The sequence below is a fragment of the Escherichia sp. B1147 genome, from assembly GCF_001660175.1.
Classification (GTDB): Bacteria; Pseudomonadota; Gammaproteobacteria; order Enterobacterales; family Enterobacteriaceae; genus Escherichia; species Escherichia whittamii.
This window is the reverse complement of sequence record NZ_LFHY01000005.1, coordinates 353,008-371,457: the sequence shown is the minus strand read 5'-3', so window position 1 is coordinate 371,457 and position 18,450 is coordinate 353,008. Positions and strand designations below refer to the sequence as shown.

Annotated in this window: 10 protein-coding genes; 2 read left to right on the top strand and 8 right to left on the bottom strand. The window is 51.2% G+C overall.

Going from position 1 to position 18,450, the window contains the following annotated elements:
* Window positions 1–75 precede the first annotated feature (75 nt).
* The 4 genes from alkB to A9180_RS04880 all read right to left on the bottom strand — a co-directional run bounded on the left by alkB (window position 76) and on the right by A9180_RS04880 (window position 4,143).
* Window positions 76–726 (bottom strand): DNA oxidative demethylase AlkB, encoded by a 651-nt coding sequence (gene alkB / locus A9180_RS04895; protein WP_064526745.1) that lies wholly within the window; start codon window positions 724–726, stop codon window positions 76–78.
* Entirely contained in the window at window positions 726–1,790 is a 1,065-nt protein-coding gene (gene ada / locus A9180_RS04890; RefSeq protein ID WP_064526744.1) for a bifunctional DNA-binding transcriptional regulator/O6-methylguanine-DNA methyltransferase Ada, read from the bottom strand. Before ada ends, alkB begins: the two co-directional genes overlap by 1 nt.
* A gap of 73 nt (window positions 1,791–1,863) precedes the next feature.
* Window positions 1,864–2,919, bottom strand: a complete 1,056-nt coding sequence (gene apbE, locus A9180_RS04885) for an FAD:protein FMN transferase ApbE (protein ID WP_064526742.1) — start codon at window positions 2,917–2,919, stop codon at window positions 1,864–1,866.
* Window positions 2,920–3,030: 111 nt separating this feature from the next.
* Window positions 3,031–4,143, bottom strand: coding sequence for a porin OmpC (locus A9180_RS04880; protein ID WP_064526741.1), 1,113 nt, complete (start codon window positions 4,141–4,143; stop codon window positions 3,031–3,033).
* Window positions 4,144–4,880: 737 nt separating this feature from the next.
* On the opposite strand from A9180_RS04880, the gene rcsD reads away from it, so the two are divergent.
* Window positions 4,881–7,553, top strand: coding sequence for a phosphotransferase RcsD (rcsD, locus tag A9180_RS04870; RefSeq protein WP_064526740.1), 2,673 nt, complete (start codon window positions 4,881–4,883; stop codon window positions 7,551–7,553).
* Window positions 7,554–7,569: 16 nt separating this feature from the next.
* Window positions 7,570–8,220, top strand: coding sequence for a response regulator transcription factor RcsB (gene rcsB, locus A9180_RS04865; protein ID WP_042290573.1), 651 nt, complete (start codon window positions 7,570–7,572; stop codon window positions 8,218–8,220).
* Window positions 8,221–8,366: 146 nt separating this feature from the next.
* Here the strand turns inward: rcsB and rcsC are convergent, their stop codons facing one another.
* From rcsC to A9180_RS04845, 4 genes are all read right to left on the bottom strand, one after another.
* A complete protein-coding gene (rcsC, locus tag A9180_RS04860) occupies window positions 8,367–11,216 on the bottom strand; it encodes a two-component system sensor histidine kinase RcsC (protein ID WP_064526738.1) in 2,850 nt (949 codons plus the stop codon).
* 273 nt (window positions 11,217–11,489) lie between these two features.
* Window positions 11,490–12,266, bottom strand: a complete 777-nt coding sequence (locus A9180_RS04855) for a YfaP family protein (protein ID WP_064526736.1) — start codon at window positions 12,264–12,266, stop codon at window positions 11,490–11,492.
* Between the two features lie 4 nt (window positions 12,267–12,270).
* The gene (locus tag A9180_RS04850; protein WP_064526734.1) at window positions 12,271–13,920 is read right to left on the bottom strand and encodes a YfaQ family protein; all 1,650 of its coding nucleotides are present in this window, start codon (window positions 13,918–13,920) and stop codon (window positions 12,271–12,273) included.
* Entirely contained in the window at window positions 13,921–18,435 is a 4,515-nt protein-coding gene (locus tag A9180_RS04845; RefSeq protein WP_064526732.1) for an alpha-2-macroglobulin family protein, read from the bottom strand.
* Window positions 18,436–18,450 lie beyond the last annotated feature (15 nt).

Below are 18,450 nucleotides of genomic sequence, written 5' to 3'. Positions count from 1 at the left end.
GCAGAAAACCCGGACAATGAATTACAGCCCGCAGTTTAAACATCTCCGCGCGCACAGCAATAATAATTCTTATTTTTATTCTTTTTTACCTGCCTGACGGAATGTCAGGTTGTAGCGGCAGTCGGCGGTGAGTGGATGAAACCCAGCTTTTATTGGTTGAATACCGTGATAAAACAGCCGCGATTCACCGCCCCACACCACCACATCGCCATGTTCCAGCAGCAGTCGTTTTAGCGGATCATTTCGTTGCAGGCCGCCAAATTGGAAAATAGCGGGTAAGCCCAGAGAAACAGAAACAATCGGCGCACGCAGGTCTGGTTCGTCTTTATCCTGATGCAGCGACAGTTTCGCGCCCGGGGCGTAGCGGTTGATGAGGCAAACATCAGGCTGAAAGTCTGGATAGCCCGCCGCCGTGGCCGCCCGCTGACATAAATCATGAAAACTTTGCGGTATCGCTGGCCACGGTTGTTCCGTTTGCGGATCAATGGGCGAATAGAGATAACCCTGTCGATTGGTGGTCCATCCCATATGTCCGCAGTTGGTCATCGCCACCGACATGGTATACCCGCCCGGGGTAACCATCTGGCGAAACGGCGACTGGCTGGCAACGTCATTAATATCGCGGATCAGTTGTTCCGCAGCGTTAAAAGCAAAACGGCGCAAAATCACCGCGCCGGAAGCCAGCGATTCTTGCCACGGCTCTGCATCAGCAAACAGATCCAACATTACATCTCCTCATGTTCAGCTTCGCGGCGCAGCAGGTGCGCTTTGCGCGACACGCCCCAGCGGTAACCAGAAAGTGCGCCATCACCGCGTACTACCCGATGACAGGGTATTACGATAGCTAACTTGTTGGCGGCGCAGGCGCTGGCTACGGCACGTACCGCTTTCGGTTTGCCAATCGCGTTCGCCAGTTGCTGGTAACTCACCGTTTCACCACAAGGTATAGTGCGTAGCGCCTGCCAGACTTGTTGTTGAAAAGCGGTTCCCCGAATATCCAGTGGCAACGTCAGCGGCGTATCGCGGTTATTGAGACTGACTATTACCTCGCGCACGTGTTGCTGAAACGTCGGATCAGCGGGAGTGTTGTCAGCGGCAGGAAACATCTGCTGCAGTTCGCTGATTAATGTCGCGTCATCATCGCCCAGTAATATTGCGCAAATCCCCCGCTCGCTTTCCGCCACCAGGCAACGCCCCAGTTCACAATCGGCCAGTGCATAACGCACAGCCAGGTTTTCGCCACCGTGGCGAAACTGTTTAGCCGTCATGCCCAGCGTTTCGTCGGCTTTGCGGTAATAACTACTGCCGTCGGGAAATCCAGCGTTCAGAATCGCCCGGGTGACGCACTCCCCTTTCGCCAGCGATTCGCGCAAACGGCGAGCGCGCCAGGCCTGTTGCCAGGCTTTTGGCGTCATTCCGGTCGTGGCTTTAAATAAACGATGTAGATGGAACGGACTCATCGCCACCTGGTCGGCTAAGGCTTCCAGCGTCATGGGCGATTCCTGTTCCAGCAGTCGACAAGCGTGGGTGATTTTATCCAACCGATGTTGCTGGGCGTTGGCTTTATCAGGTTGGCAGCGTTTGCAGGGGCGAAACCCAGCGGCGAGTGCCTCACTGGAATTGGTATAGAAGGAGACATTTTCCCGCAAGGCATGTCTGGCACGGCAAGACGGGCGGCAAAAGATACCCGTGGTACGCACGGCGAAAACAAATTCGCCGTCGACGTGCGGGTCGCGGGCTAAGACAGATTGCCAGCGTTGATCGTCAGTTAAGCATGTGGCGTTTTTCATAATCAGCTCCCTGGTTAAGGATAGCCTTTAGTCTGCCCGGTCACCATCACGCAAAAACCAACAATCTTGCGCTTTAATTTTTTTCGCTGACAAGGAAGCTTTTAAACTGTGGTGACATCCAGGTTTTAAAGCTATCGCCTTCTTTGGTGATCATATAAACCGCCAGCCCTTCCCGGCGAACAACCTCTTTGGCTTTCTCCGGCCCGAGTACCATCAAGCCAGTATCCCAGGCATCGGCTTCCAGCGCCGTCGGAGCGATCACCGTCACGGATACCAGATTGTGTTCGATGGGACGCCCGGTTTGCGGATCGATAACATGGGAAAGACGTTTGCCGTCCAGTTCGTAATAGTTACGGTAGCTGCCAGAGGTGCTAATCCCATGACCGTTGATATCCACCACAGCCTGAACCGCGTTTTCTTTATCGGTTGGTTTTTGAATCGCTACCCGCCACGGCAGGTCTTCACCGTTCATACCACGGCTGTTCAGCGCGCCGCCCACCGACACCAGATAGCGGGAAATCCCTTCCTGCTCCATCAAGCGTGCCAGGTGATCCGCCGCATAACCTTCACCGACGGTGGAGAGATCGACATATAAATCCGGCAGGTCTTTTTGCAGATATTGCTGGTGGGACTGATTAATCACCGTCAGGTGCTGTAAGCCGGTTTTGGCTTTCATCGCATCGATCTGTTCCTGGCTCGGAATTTGAACCGGCTGTTGTTCCGGGCCAAAGCCCCACAGATTCACCAGCGGCCCGACGGTTATATCCATCGCACCATCGGTCCTTGCGCCAATGCGCAGCGAGGTGGTGACGATATCGGCCATCGCTTCACTTACCGGCCACGGCGACAAACTTTGCGAGTCGTTAAAGCGCATCAGCGCGGAATCTTTTTTATAGGTCGAAAGCAGCTGATCGTCGGCGTCCAGCTGGGTCTGAATCTTTTCTTTAAGTTCGGCGCTGCGTTTGGCGTCAATGCCCGGGATGCTGGCACGCCAGAAGGTACCCATAGTTTTGCCTTCAAGAACGGTAACTTCAGTAGCGTGGGTTTTGGCGGGTTGTGGTTTTTGATCGCAACCAACAAAGAAGAGCGCGGCAGCCAGCAGTGCCACGCGGGTAAAGCTTATTTCCATACGTGATTATCCTCATGCGAACAATCGCAAGAGTACACCAAAAAAAAGCGTTTGTACGCTGAAAACAATGAAAAAAGGGCCCGCAGGCCCTTTGTTCGATATCAATCGAGATTAGAACTGGTAAACCAGACCCAGAGCTACGATGTCATCAGTGTTGATGCCAGCAGCGCGGGTGAAGTTATTGTCGTCCAGCAGGTTGATTTTGTAATCAACATAGGTGGACATGTTTTTGTTGAAGTAGTAGGTAGCACCAACATCAACATATTTCACCAGATCTTCGTCGTCGTAAGTACGACCAGCGATGTTGGCATTCAGATTTTTACCTTTGGACTGCAGGTAAGCAACAGAAGGACGCAGACCGAAGTCGAACTGATACTGGGCAACCACTTCAAAGTTCTGGGCTTTGTTCGCCCAGCCTAAATCACCAGCCAGAGTTGCGTTATAAGTCTGGGTGTACTGAGCAGCCAGGTAGATGTTGTTAGCGTCGTATTTCAGACCACCAGTGTAGGTTTCTGCACGATCACCATTACCGATGAAACGAGCACTGTTGTTCTGATCTGCGGTGCGTTTGGAGCTGGAGATCGCACCACCGAAGCTGAAGCCTTCACCGATGTCATAAGTGATAGAACCACCAACACCGTCACCGTTCTGCTCAAGAGCATCACGACCGTTGTTGGTCATGCCTTCGCCGCTTACGCTACCGTTTTTGCCCTGGTACTGAACAGCAAAGTTCAGGCCGTCAACCAGACCGAAGAAGTCGGTGTTACGGTAGGTCGCGAAGCCGTTACCACGCTGCTGCATGAAGTTGTCAGAACCGTAGGTGTCGCCACCGAATTCTGGCAGCACGTCGGTCCAGGAGGTTACGTCGTAAACAACGCCGTAGTTACGACCGTAGTCGAAAGAACCAACGTCCTGGAATTTCAGACCAGCAAATGCCACACGGGTCCAGGAGTTGTTTTCGCTTTCAGGAGCGTTGCCCTGGATCTGATATTCCCACTGGCCGTAACCGGTCAGCTGGTCAGTAACCTGAGTTTCACCTTTGAAGCCAAGACGCATGTAGGTCTTGTCGCCATCAACCTTATCGTTGTCGGAGAAATAGTGCAGGCCGTCTACTTTACCGTACAGATCTAATTTGTTGCCGTCTTTGTTGTAAACTTCAGCAGCATTTGCTGCGCCTGCTACCAGCAGAGCTGGGACCAGGAGGGACAGTACTTTAACTTTCATGTTATTAACCCTCTGTTATATGCCTTTATTTGCTTTTTTATGCCACTGCATACTGATTAACCCTCATTAATCAGTCGGCAGGTCCATTCTCCCCAAAAATGCAGAATAATCCAACACGAATATGATACTAAAACTTTTAAGATGTTTCAAATATCCACATAGGTATTTCAAAATGTAAATGTGATGGAACTTTTTCAGATTCTGATGTTTGAGCAAATAACGCACTAAACATCAAGTAAGATTATTTCGACCTTTAAAACAATAACTTAATCTTAAGTTATTGACCGCACTGAATGTTAAAACAAATTCTTCACTCGCAACTAAAATATGTCTCGCTATCATCATTAACTTTATTTATTACCGTCATTCATTTCTGAATGTCTGTTTACCCCTATTTCAGCCGGATGCATCGCATCCGGTTTTTTTTACCCTTCTTTACACATCTTTTATTTTCTTGTACTACCGTAGCAAAATTATAACAATCGTTAACCATTTCGTAAAAAACCAACAACAATTACCGACAAAATCTATCTGCACTATTTTCCTGATAATTTTCTTCACGCCTGTGGGTTATTTGTACATTAACAAGGCATTTGTACATTTATTTACCGCAGGGAAAAATGTGAAATATCGTCGGCGAATGCCTTAACATCAATCAGGTAAGAGTCTGGAATTTCACACTGTACCCTTTATACTGCCCTATCACTTTGCGAAGTTTTAACAGGTCATAAACACGAATGCGTCAGAAAGAGACAACGGCCACGACCCGCTTTTCACTCCTACCGGGGAGCATTACCCGCTTCTTTTTACTGTTGATCATTGTGTTACTAGTGACGATGGGTGTAATGGTACAAAGCGCCGTTAACGCCTGGCTGAAAGATAAAAGCTACCAGATTGTTGATATTACCCATGCCATCCAAAAGCGCGTCGATACCTGGCGTTATGTGACCTGGCAGATTTACGACAACATTGCCGCGACGGCCTCTACCTCCTCCAGCGAAGGGTTGCAGGAGACGCGCCTGAAACAGGATGTCTATTATCTGGAAAAACCGCGCCGCAAAACGGAAGCCCTGATCTTTGGTTCTCACGACAACTCAACGCTTGAAATGACCCAAAGAATGTCCACTTATCTGGATACATTGTGGGGCGCAGAGAATGTACCCTGGTCGATGTACTATCTGAACGGCCAGGATAACAGCCTGGTTTTGATCTCCACCCTACCGCTAAAAGATCTGACCTCGGGATTTAAAGAATCGACTGTCAGTGACATTGTTGATTCTCGTCGCGCAGAGATGTTGCAACAGGCCAACGCCCTGGATGAACGTGAAAGTTTTTCTAACCTGCGCCGCCTGGCCTGGCAGAACGGTCATTATTTTACCCTGCGTACCACCTTTAACCAGCCGGGACATCTGGCGACGGTAGTGGCTTTTGATCTGCCTATTAATGATTTGATCCCGCCGGGGATGCCGTTGGATAGCTTCCGTCTGGAGCCAGACGCGGCCGCAGCGGGAACCAATAATAATGAGAAAGAAGCGGCGGATAGCGTCAGTATCCACTTTAATAGTTCGAAGATTGAAATCTCTTCGGCGCTCAACTCCACGGATATGCGTCTGGTCTGGCAGGTTCCTTACGGCACATTGCTGCTGGATACGTTGCAAAACATTCTCCTGCCGCTGCTGCTGAACATCGGTTTGCTGGCGCTGGCGCTGTTTGGCTATACCACCTTCCGCCATTTCTCTGGCCGTACCACAGAAAGCGTACCCAGCACGGCAGTGAACAATGAACTGCGCGTTTTGCGGGCCATCAATGAAGAGATCGTGTCGCTGCTGCCACTCGGCCTGCTGGTTCACGATCAGGAATCGAACCGCACAGTAATAAGCAATAAAATTGCCGACCACCTGCTGCCGCATTTGAATCTGCAAAACATCACCACTATGGCAGAACAGCATCAGGGCATCATTCAGGCGACGATCAATAACGAACTGTATGAGATCCGTATGTTTCGCAGCCAGGTCGCGCCGCGTACACAAATCTTCATTATTCGCGATCAAGATCGCGAAGTACTGGTGAACAAGAAACTCAAGCAAGCGCAGCGTCTGTACGAGAAGAATCAGCAAGGCCGGATGGCCTTTATGAAAAATATTGGCGACGCACTAAAAGAACCTGCACACGTCCTGGCGGAAAGCGCAGCCAAACTCAACACACCGGAAAGCAGACAACTGGCGAATCAGGCTGATGTGCTGGTGCGCCTGGTTGATGAAATCCAGTTAGCGAATATGCTTGCCGACGATAGCTGGAAAAGCGAGAGCGAGCTTTTCTCCGTGCAGGATTTGATTGATGAAGTCGTGCCTTCCGTGTTGCCAGCCATCAAGCGTAAAGGTCTTCAGCTACTGATTAACAATCATCTAAAAGCACACGATATGCGCTGTGGCGATCGCGATGCCTTACGCCGTATTTTGCTGTTACTGATGCAATATGCTGTCACTTCGACGCAAATGGGGAAAATTACCCTTGAGGTAGACCAGGACGAATCTTCCGAAGAACGTCTGACTTTCCGCATTCTGGACACCGGAGATGGCATAAGCATTCATGAAATGGATAATTTGCACTTCCCGTTCATCAACCAGACTCAACGCGATCGCTACGGCAAAGCAGACCCGTTGGCATTCTGGTTGAGCGATCAACTGGCGCGCAAGCTAGGCGGTCATTTAAACATCAAAACGCGCGACGAGCTTGGTACACGTTATTCCGTGCATATTAAAATGCCCACTGCGGAGCCAGAAGTGGAAGAGGAAGAAGAGCGTTTACTGGATGATGTTAGCGTGATGATGGACATAACTTCCGCAGAAATTCGGAATATTGTCACTCGCCAGTTAGAAAATTGGGGGGCAACCTGCATCACACCGGATGAAAGATTAATTAGTCAAGATTATGATATCTTTTTAACGGATAATCCGTCTAATCTTACTGCCTCTGGCTTGCTTTTAAGCGATGATGAGTCTGGCGTACGGGAAATTGGACCTGGTCAATTGTGCGTCAACTTCAATATGAGCAACGCTATGCAGGAAGCGGTCTTACAATTAATCGAAGTGCAACTGGCGCAGGAAGAGGTGACAGAATCGCCTCTGGGCGGAGATGAAAATGCACAACTCCATGCCAGCGGCTATTATGCGCTCTTTGTAGACACAGTACCGGATGATGTTAAGAGGCTATATACTGAGGCAGCAACCAGTGACTTTGCTGCGTTAGCCCAAACGGCTCATCGTCTGAAAGGCGTGTTTGCCATGCTTAATCTGGTACCCGGCAAGCAGTTATGTGAAACGCTGGAACATCTTATTCGCGAGAAGGATGTCCCAGGAATAGAAAAATACATCAGCGACATTGACAGCTATGTCAAGAGCTTGCTGTAGCAAGGTAGCCTATTACATGAACAATATGAACGTAATTATTGCTGATGACCATCCGATAGTCTTGTTCGGTATTCGCAAATCACTTGAGCAAATCGAGTGGGTGAATGTTGTTGGCGAATTTGAGGACTCTACAGCACTGATCAATAATCTGCCGAAGCTGGATGCGCATGTTTTGATTACCGATCTCTCCATGCCTGGCGATAAATACGGCGATGGCATTACTTTAATCAAGTACATCAAGCGCCACTTCCCAAGTCTGTCGATTATTGTTCTGACCATGAACAATAACCCGGCTATTCTTAGTGCGGTACTGGACCTGGATATCGAGGGGATCGTTCTGAAACAAGGTGCGCCGACCGACCTGCCGAAAGCCCTCGCAGCGCTACAAAAAGGTAAGAAATTTACTCCGGAAAGCGTTTCTCGGCTGTTAGAGAAAATCAGCGCTGGCGGTTACGGTGACAAGCGCCTCTCACCAAAAGAGAGTGAAGTTCTGCGCCTGTTTGCCGAAGGCTTCCTGGTTACCGAGATTGCTAAGAAGCTGAACCGGAGTATTAAAACCATCAGTAGCCAGAAAAAATCCGCAATGATGAAGCTGGGTGTCGAGAACGATATCGCGCTGTTGAATTATCTCTCTTCTGTGACGTTAAGTCCGGCGGATAAAGAGTAATTTCCCGCAGTCCAGATAAGCACCGATTACCGGGTGCAACGTAAACGTCTTATCCGGCCTACAAATCCTAATATTTCAATATATTACTACTTTGTAGGCCAGATAAGACGCGCCAGCGTCGCATCTGGCATTTGCACCGAACGCCCCTACGATTCCCGTGCTTTCCTGACCCTCTCGGCATACATCGTCAGCGTCTGCTTTATGACATCTAACGTCACTGGCTTAGACAGGCAGCTATCCATACCGGACTCCAGACACCGCTGTTTCTCTTCGGCCAACGCATTGGCCGTTACTCCTATTACCGGTAACGTAAGTCCCAGCTGGCGGATACGTTGCGTTAACCGGTAACCATCCATATTCGGCATGTTGACATCACTTAGCACAATATCAATGTGATTCTTACTAAGAACATTAAGTGCATCAACACCATCATTCGCCGTCTTACACTGATAGCCCAATGATCCAAGCTGATCGGCTAACAGACGACGGTTAATCGGATGATCGTCCACAACCAGAATCATCATATCGTCGTTATTGCTGACCACTTTGTCGGTCGACGGCAGAGAGTTAGCAGGATCGTCACTCTCCATTTCTATCAAATAGATGCGCGCCAGCAATGCCGGTAGCTCGTGCGGGGCTGCCACACTGTGTACCCATTCACCAGGTTTTTTCTCCAGGGGGATGCCAATATGGCGACGACAGAAAGTTACAACCGCCCTGCCCTGCCATTTTTTACTCACCACATCATCGGTGATCAACACATCTTCGGGGATCGGCTCCTGCCCTTCGTATGTTGCAACGACTATGCCGCTACGCTGCAAACTGGTTTCAAGGAACTGACAGAGCGATGCATTGCGAACCACCAGCCAGCAACGTTTACCCGTTAATCCTTCGACACCTTTTTTCTGCGGGTACTGCGCGCCATACAGTGGAATACGCACCGCAAACTGGCTGCCCATTCCCGGTTCAGAATCCACCGAGATGTCACCGTCCATCATACTGATCAGTTTTTCACAAATCGCCAGCCCCAGACCAGTACCCTGGAAGTTACGCTGTACACCCGTCCCCACCTGGAAGAATGGGTCAAATAACCGCACCACTTCTTTCGCTGGAATGCCCACCCCGGTATCACGTACGCGAATAGAAAGATAATCACCATCAACGCGAACATGCAGAACAATGCAGCCGGTATCAGTAAATTTAATAGCATTACTCAACAGGTTGGAGATCACCTGCTGTAAGCGCATTGGATCGCCATTGAGCGCCATCGGTACATCTGGCTCAATAAAACAGTACAAACCAAGTTGCTTGCGTACCACCAGCGGCAAATAGTTGGCGGTGATGTGGTTCATAACTTCGCGCGGCGAAAACTCGCGTGGTTCGATTTTCAACTGTTCCGATTCAATCTTCGAGAAATCGAGAATGTCGCTAATAATTTTCAATAACAGGCTGGAAGAGTTGTTCATTGCCGTCACCAGACGGTCAACACCTTTTGGTAACTCTTTGGTTTGTAATAGATCCAGGTTACCGATAATGCCATACAGCGGCGTTCGCAGTTCGTGGCTGACGGTAGCAAGGAACATCGATTTTGACTGGCTCGCCTGTTCTGCCGCCTGCGCCATTTCCTGCAGCGACTCTTCCATCTTCACGCGTGAAGACACATCTACCAGTACGCAAATTGCCACGTTTTCATTACGATAGCGTGAGTGAACAAAGCTGATCTGCAGATTGGTATTGTTACTGGTAAGGACATCGACAAAATTGACCTGCTGGCCACAAATAATTTGCGTCAGCCGTTGACGATCCTCATGCGTAAGCATGTTGAGATAGGTATGCGCCAGTTCGTTACTCAAAATGTTGACGCCATCGACAGTTCGCAAAATGCAGATGCCCACAGGCGCAGAGGCGACTATCTTGCGGTTAAACTGCTCATGCTCTTCCAGTCGCTGGGCGTCACTTTCCGCCGGAATAAAAATACGTCGCTCATACATCCGTGCGAGGGTAAATAATGCAGCCCCCGCAATCACGTTCAGCAAAATCGCGTTAAGTATCAGCATGCGAATACGTTCCAGCACCTGATCAACAGGCACTGAATAGACAATACTTAGCGAAGACGGCGGTAGATTTTTCTTCAGCACCAGCTCACGGAAACCTGGCGTATAGCCAAACCAGGATCGCTCCTGCATCCAACGCGGTTCGGCTTTGATCTTACTTTCCGGTCCGGTCAGCGAAATCAGGGTATGACCATTTTCATCAAGAATGGTGACGCCCATCGGCAACGTACCCGGCAGGAAGAAGTTCTCCATCCGAATTGTCTGTTCTACGCCTAAAAGCGCTTGCAAACGGTTTGCCAGATAAATTGGCGTCAGCGCATAGAAATATCCCACTCCAGGGCGCGGCCCTTCACTGATCCAGAAAAGGTTACTGCCGCTGTCATCCTGTGGCGCGTTACGATATTTGTTAATGCGTTCATGCAGGGCTTTCAGAGCAGTGTCACGTTCGACGGGCATATCACGCAGGCCAAAGTTGGCCATACAGAGGTTATCGCTGCCGATTAAAAACACGCGGTTGAGATCGTAAGCCGCAGAGAAATTATCGCGCCAGTAGCGCATAAACCACGCCAGTGACTCCAGGGAGCCTCGCCAGGTGTTACTCATTGCGGAACAATCGGAATCAGCAAACAGCGGTTCGAAAACCGGCACATCCGCTTGCGTTTCACGCCCACGCGTAGAAAGCACGCCGTTTTCCACGGATAAGCGATTTTCAGCAATGTACTTCAGCTCTTTCATGACATCAGAGGTGCGCTGAATAAACCGCTGGGCCTGATCGGAGCTTAGATTAAATTCCTGACGAATCTCAGATTCTCGTTGATGTAAAGCGTTGACGATGTAAAACACTGATGAAAAAGCAATCAACAGCCAGATCAATAACGCCAGCGCTCTGAACATGTAGCGCGAGACTTTCAGGGTTGTGCGAAAAGAAGCCAGGTATTTCAAAGGGGCGAAGCTCCGCCTCAGGTGAACGATGGAGTGTGGTTAAGGTAGCGGTAAAAGTGTGTCACCGCAATGTTCTGTCACCATTGCAACACGATGTTCGCTTAGAAACCATTGCCTTAACCAGGGAAGCCGCAAAAAATGGACAGATTTCAGAACGCACAATGAGAAATGACCATTCTGCCGACGCTTGTTAATGGTTATATCCTGGCGTAGGCAGATAGCCCAGCAGTCTTATCTGAAAAAAGAGTGCCGGGCAAAGTGTGAATGAAGGGATCACCAGTCAAAACTTTTCACCAGCGTCAGTTCACCGGCATTACGCATCGGCACAATAAACGTTTCCTGTTTCTCATTGACCGACCCCTCATCGGTGATCAGCGTCAATTGGGCGGTGGTTAATTCCGTTTCGCTGCGCCCGCCGAAGTAGTTGATATACACCTGATAGCGCCCGTGAATCGGCGCTGGCATAGCGAAAATCTCTGGTCCGTAACCTGTCGTGACATCCATATCCAGTGCGCCACTGTTTTTCAGCACTGTATTACCGTACCAGGCATGTTCACCGTCAGGCGTAACGACATGAAGATCGAGGTCGGTATTGTCCGTATCCCACGAGAGAACCAGCCGTAAACGCGCGCGAATCGCCCCAGCCCCAGGCGTAGAGTAAAACTGCATTTTTTGTCTGCTTTGCCCATCGGGGCTGATGACCTGCACACTGTTACTGCCTTCCGTGAAAATATAAGGGCGCGCAAAAGAACCATCGGATTCAATTCTCTGTGGCATGCTGGCACCGTTGACCACCAGCCGGCCCTGCTGGACTTTGCCCGCCGCAGCATAGTTTTTTATTTTGCCGCGGATTTGCGCAGAGATATTTTGATCATCCGCCATGTTGACGGATGACGCGGGGTAATTGATCGACTGTGAAAAACTGGCATCTTCGCCATCTGCCGGATGCCAGCCAGAGAGCGGCGCATCAATCTCGACTTCCTGCACACCTTCGCTGTGGGCAACCGGTGAAAGCGCCACCAGTAACAATGGAAGAAAAATCTTTCGCATAGCATTAGTCCATTAATAATTGTCGGGTCAGCGTTTCGATATAGTTCTCATCAAGCCCGGTGGGATAACCATCAAAGGCCAGGTGCAGATACTCATGAGTTAAATCAAGCCGATCCTGAAGCGTAAAGAAATTACGAATAAATAGTCGTTTTTGCTGCCGATCGGTAAAGGGGAACCCCGAGACTAAACGGCAAACCGCAAACACATCTGGTTCGTTGTAACCCGTCTCGCCTTGTAACACGCGTCGCCACTGGGGCATTTTTTTCGCCAGCCAGGCTTTCGCTTTTGGCAGAATCTGGCAAGTGGAGCGTGGTGCTCCCCAGCGGCTAAGGCTGTTATCGGGATAGGCAAAGGCGAGTATCTGGTCGTAACGTTCACCTTGCCCCGCCTGGGTAGTGGCTTTACGCCAGGATAGCGTGCCTTCGGCAGCACGGCTGCCGTGATAATGAACCGGATCGCCCGCGTAAATGAGATCCTGCGTCCAGGCGGTCATCGTCCGCGCGCCCGTGGTGGCTGGCGAAGCAGAAACACGCTGAGTGGCACTACTGTCCGGAATGGTCAGGCAATCGCCTTCCCGATCGGCGTTTTGCTGTAAAAACGTGCGAATCGCCACGGTCATGGCTTTCGCAGCTTCAGGAGGCGTACTTTTCGCCTCGCGATCCAGAACTCTGGCAACATACTCTTCACGATCGAGATGCGACTGTAATTTCAGTTTGCCCTTCTCCATCAGTAACGTCGTCTCACCATGGCTAACAAACGTAATATGGTTACCATTGGCGAACGTCACACGATAGCGCCCATTGAGCACACCTGGTTTTACTGCCGTCGTGCTCTTTTCCGCAGTGACTTTCTTCACCGGATAGCGAGCAAACAGATCCACCAGTACACATTGCCCGCTGGCAACTTGCGTCGGCACAGGCAAGACCTGATTAAGTACCGTCGCATAACGAGTCAGTACCGTTTTACTGGTGCCGCCACCTGAAACCCACAGAGGCGTGCCATCGGTTAACCATCCGGCAAAACCGCCCTGGCGAATTTCCTGTTTATCATCGGCAAACCAACTCCAGGTTTTCACCCGCACTCGACTACCGAGCATAGACGCGACACCGATTTTCGCATCGTCCAGCACCACATCCAGTAAGACTTCCTGAGCTTTGTTTTGCGCGGGTAAAGTCGCTAATGAATCAAGCAGCGACGTAACGGTTACCGACGTTTCTGGTTTCAGCGTAGAAAGAGAGGCTAACCACGCCGGAGCCTGACGCTGTTGCCAGTATTGCCCCCATACATCCGCGCTAATATGCAACCGCTGCGGCGCAAAATAGAGTCCACAGGAGCGCACCAGTGCGGTATCGCGCGTTATGCTCTCCCCTGCCTGACAACAATAAACCTCTTCCGGGGAGTTGCCGCGACACTGGTATGGCTGCTCCGGTTGATGGGTATCCTCCAGCCAGGCGTAAACATACAGCTTCCATAAACTCCCTAACGGTGTGGTGAGCGAGTCAGGTAACGTCGAGACATTTGTCACGCCTGATGACGACAGCTGATACAGTTGATCGTGCTGCGCCCCCCGCAGCGCCAGTTGTAACGGCGTCTCCTGTGCAACCGTTGGCAGAGTAACCAACGCCAATAGCCAGACGATTCTGCGCCAGTTCACTTATTTCACCTGCATCCCGGTCCATTCACTACCTGCCGCAACGCTTTGCTGTGAAGGCGCATAGGAACGCACATAGCGAGCGGGCGGTAGAACGAATTGCCCTTTTTGCGAGAAGCGCAGCAAATGGCGGAAAGTGACCGTTCCCGTCAGTTCTTTCACCGGCACCATATAAGCCAGTTCGCCCATTTCATTACGCGCTTTTTCCAGCAATTGCCCCTGCTGTTTCCCGGCGTTAGGTTTATTGACTGATATTCCCCACGTTGTCCGCTCAACATCGGCTCCCGGCGGCAGCGGTACTTCTACCTGACCGTAGCGCAGAGATGCATCCTGCTCGTTAGTAAGAGTGATTTCATCGAGATACAGCGCATCGCTGTCAATCTCATTGCGGGTCACCGGCTGCAGAGTAAAGCTCATCTCTTCATCACCTGGGATCAACCGATACAACTGGCGTTCAACAGTCACCGGAATGTTACTTTGTTGAGCCGTTTTTGCCGGTTCTCGCCAGCGGACCTGCACGTTTTGCGGCGGTAATTCGTCACCAAAAGAGAGAATTTCCGGCACGCCCTGACCAATCCAACGCCAGTATTCGCCTCCTCCGGTAACCTTCCGTTTAGACCATGCGCCCGTCGGCGCTGGCAACACAACCGGAGGTGTCGTCGCCATATATTTCGCCAGCCAGTTCATGGTCAGTGCACGCTCGATACTGGATTGTTGAGCGGTTAAACCGCTTAAAATGGCTGCCGCCTGGGTAGTGTCGCCACCGCTATTGAGCAGCACAACCGTGTGCGCCAGCGGTTGGTTGCTGTTTGCCGCTTTATCCCAGGCATATTGCTGGACCTGTGGCATGACAGTGGACTTCAACTGCGCTTTTTTCAGCATCGTCATGGTTAAGACGTTTGCCACTGCATCAGCCAGTGGAGATTCCGGCGTATCGAGAATCAAGCTGTCATTGATATCGCTGGTGTCTTCCTGAGAGACATCTTCAGCTTTCGTTCCGCGCCGGGCGATAGTTTCATCCAGCCCTTTCAACAATGTTTTGCACGGCAGATTCATCTCCTGCGCCCACGCCAGCACCAGCGCCCGATGCAGTAACGGCATGTTGTCAGCCTGTTCCGCATAGCTGTCGAGCATATGCTGCCAGTATTCAGGTTGTTGCATTACGCCGAGCGCCTGACTGGCCTGCCAGTCGGCGTACCATGCCCATGCCGTCAGGAACGCGTCGCCGTTGCCATCTTCACCCCACCAGGTAAAGCGCGCGCCAGGCCCCGCCAGCTGCATCAGCCGCAGACGGTTATTCTGTATCATCTGGCGAATGTCGTTTGCGGCAGCACTCTGATGATCGGCAAGCGCACGCCAGGCGAGGCTCAGGGGGATCAGACGACTACCCGTGTTGATCACGCCCCCCCACGGCTCATCAACTAATGCATCGAGGTTATTGCGGAAAATCTCCTGCGGCGTTTCGCTACTTTGTATCCGGATGTCGCGCGCCTGCTCGGGCAACATGAGCACGTTATCTCCACCGCCGAGCATGACGTTTTTCTGCTGCTCAACGGGCCAGGTGTTATCAACAAAAGACAGTTTTGTGCTAATGCTGTCTTGTACTTGCCCATTTTGTTGCAGTTCTGCGCTTAACAAGCCAGATTGCTGAATGTTCTGCGTCAGCGAAATATAGTTCGCCCCTTTATGCAGCGTCAGCGTCTGGCGCAGCTCGTCGCCCGCAAATTTACTCACCAGCTCTACCGGTTCGTTATCCTGCTGACTGAAGATAAACAGCCCTGCCGCTGGTTTGTCGCCAAGGCGATAGACCGTTGGCATACTCCACTTCATGTAAAGATTTTTTTCCGAGCGCAAATAAGCGCGCCCCTGACCGACCAGTCCGTCGCCGTTCATCCCTCGAGCGGTAATGCGCCAGCGCGTTAACGAATCCGGCATCAGGAACGTAAAGTACGCTTTACCTTGTTTATCCGTGGTGAGCGACGGCATCCATGCCGCGGTATCAACTTCCTCACGCCGTGGACGTTCCAGCATTTTCACTCGTCGCTCGCTGCGGTTAGTCGCGCCAGGCGCAACAGGCTCGCTGGAGAGCGCCTGGTCGTAGCTGATAAATGACAGACTGGAACTGGTGCGCACATTGTTACGCCCCAGTGGATAGAAAAATTTGCCGATATTCGGCGCGATTTCCGGTTGCAGCGCGTAGATCATTTCATCGACCACGCCAACCGTTAACTGCGCGGAAACCGGTTTGCCCTTCAGCGACGAGGTTAATTCGACATTGACCAGTTCGCCCGGCTGGTAATGGGTTTTATCCGTTTTCACCCGAATATCTAACTGGGGAACGGCGACTTTGATCCCCGCGTTCTGAAAACTGTACTGCCCGTTACGGGTATACAGTACCGAAAAAGTGATGTTGGGCGCAAAGGAATTGCTCACCGGAACGCGGGCTTCATACTGGGTATCGTTTAAACGTTGTAACGTCAGCCAGTTTGCCGGATGCGATAGCAGCGACTGCTGTTCCACGCGATCGCGCTCCAGCGTCAATAATGCTTCATCAATTGGCTCCGGGAAGGTAATCAGCATCTTCGCAGTTTCACCAGGCTGGTACAGCGTTTTATCTGCCACAATATCTACCGTACCAGCATGCGCCGTGCTGCCCTTACCACTGACCGCATGGCTTAATCCTGCGAGAATTAAGCCGTCTTTATCGCGTAACGTCAGATTGTAGTCACCTGGTTTATCGAAATTAACGGTGAAGGATTTGCCACCAGACGGCAGATCTCCGCTGTGGCTTGTTCGGTCTTCCAGACGTAACCACTCATACTTAACAGGAACCTGCTTTGAAGATTCCAGCGCGGCATAACGGAAAACAACCGACTCACCGCTATTACTGTATTGTGCGGCGGTGCTTAGAGAGTAATGCGCCAGGCCACGTTCAATGAGGATCTCTTTGGTTGTGGTGACACGATATGCCGCGCCGTCGCTGGCGGAGACAGTCAGTAAATAGCGGCTCGGTTTATCTGCTGCGGGAAGATTTAACGCCACATGACCGCTGGCGTCTGAAACCGTTTCACTGCCTTCAAGCGACACCGGGAAACGCCCGGCATAGCGCAAATCGTTACCGACCATCGAAAGCTGTTGGGCGCGCAAACTTAACTGCACGCTGGCATTTTTTACCGGCTCGCCATCCGGGTAGAGCAGTTGCAGTTTGCCGCTTACCGCCTCGCCAGTTTTGAAATCTTTTTTGTCGAGAGCTAAACCAATCTCGAAATGGGGTTTGATGTAGTTTGCCACGCGAAAACTGCTGCTATAGACCTGCTTGCGGTAAGCCAGGCGTAACTCATAGCCCCCGGCGACGGCATTCTCTGGCAAGCGGAAACTCCCCTGCCCGCCATTACGCGCATCAAGCGTGACATCGACGGTTTGCAACAGGCTGCCGTTGGCGTCCAGCACCGAGAGTTTCGCCGGAGCACTGACGATGGGGGATGAATGCAGCGGGTCGTGAAACTCGCGGCCCATCACTTTGACATCAACACGATCGCCTGCGCGGTATAGAGGGCGATCGGTAAAGATATACAAGCGAGTATTGTAGATTTCGCTTTCGTAGAAGAAGTTCTCGGAGACAAAAACGCCGCCTTCAGCATCTTTACCCAGAATATATGAACGTTCAGGCGATATATGTTGTAACTGCAAGGTGCCGCTGTCATTGGTGACGCCTCGGGTCATCACGCCAAGACCGTCAGTCCACAGAATTTCTGATCCCGGCTTCGCTTCCCCCTGCTTTTTGCCAGCGGTCCACACCAGAAGCTCGTTACCCGACACTTTACTCAACGCAACGGTATTGGAGACAAACACCACCGTTGTTGCCCGATAACCGCCCACCATCGCTTCGACGAGATATAGCCCCGGCTCTTGTTTGCCGAGAGGAATATAGATGTTGCCAGGCTGCGGCGAGATGAAGTTACTGGATGCGCCTTCCAGTCTTACGCCTTGCTGCGGTTCAACCGGTTTTGCCTGCCATAGTGGATAACGGAACTGTTCCACCAGTGGATATTTCTTCAGCGGTGAAAACTGGCTGTTTTGTACATAACGGGAAGGTTTGATGATGGCATTGCCGAGCTGCAATTCCGGTAATGCCTGGGTCACATTCTGCCGTGACTGATAAGAGAAAGAACGCTGCATTACACGGCGAGATTTTCCGTACCAGTTATCCCATAGCCAGGTTAGCGTATTGTTCAGACCGTCGCCCAGATACTGCGGTTGTACCACAATGCGGTGCAAATTTTTCTGCTGACGCAGAAATGCCATCGGATCAGGAATACGATACAGGCGAACATCCACGCCGCCGTACTCTTCCATCTGATAACGTTGATAATCGCGACCCGGCGCTTCCAGCCGCACTTTCGCCTCTTCGCTGCTGCTAAAACTGCTGTCAGCAAGCAAAAAGAACGTTCCCCCGGCTGGCGGCGCATAATTGCTGGAAGGAAGCGAATCGTCAGCATTAGCAAGTCCCGTCCCCACAAGAGACAGGCACAG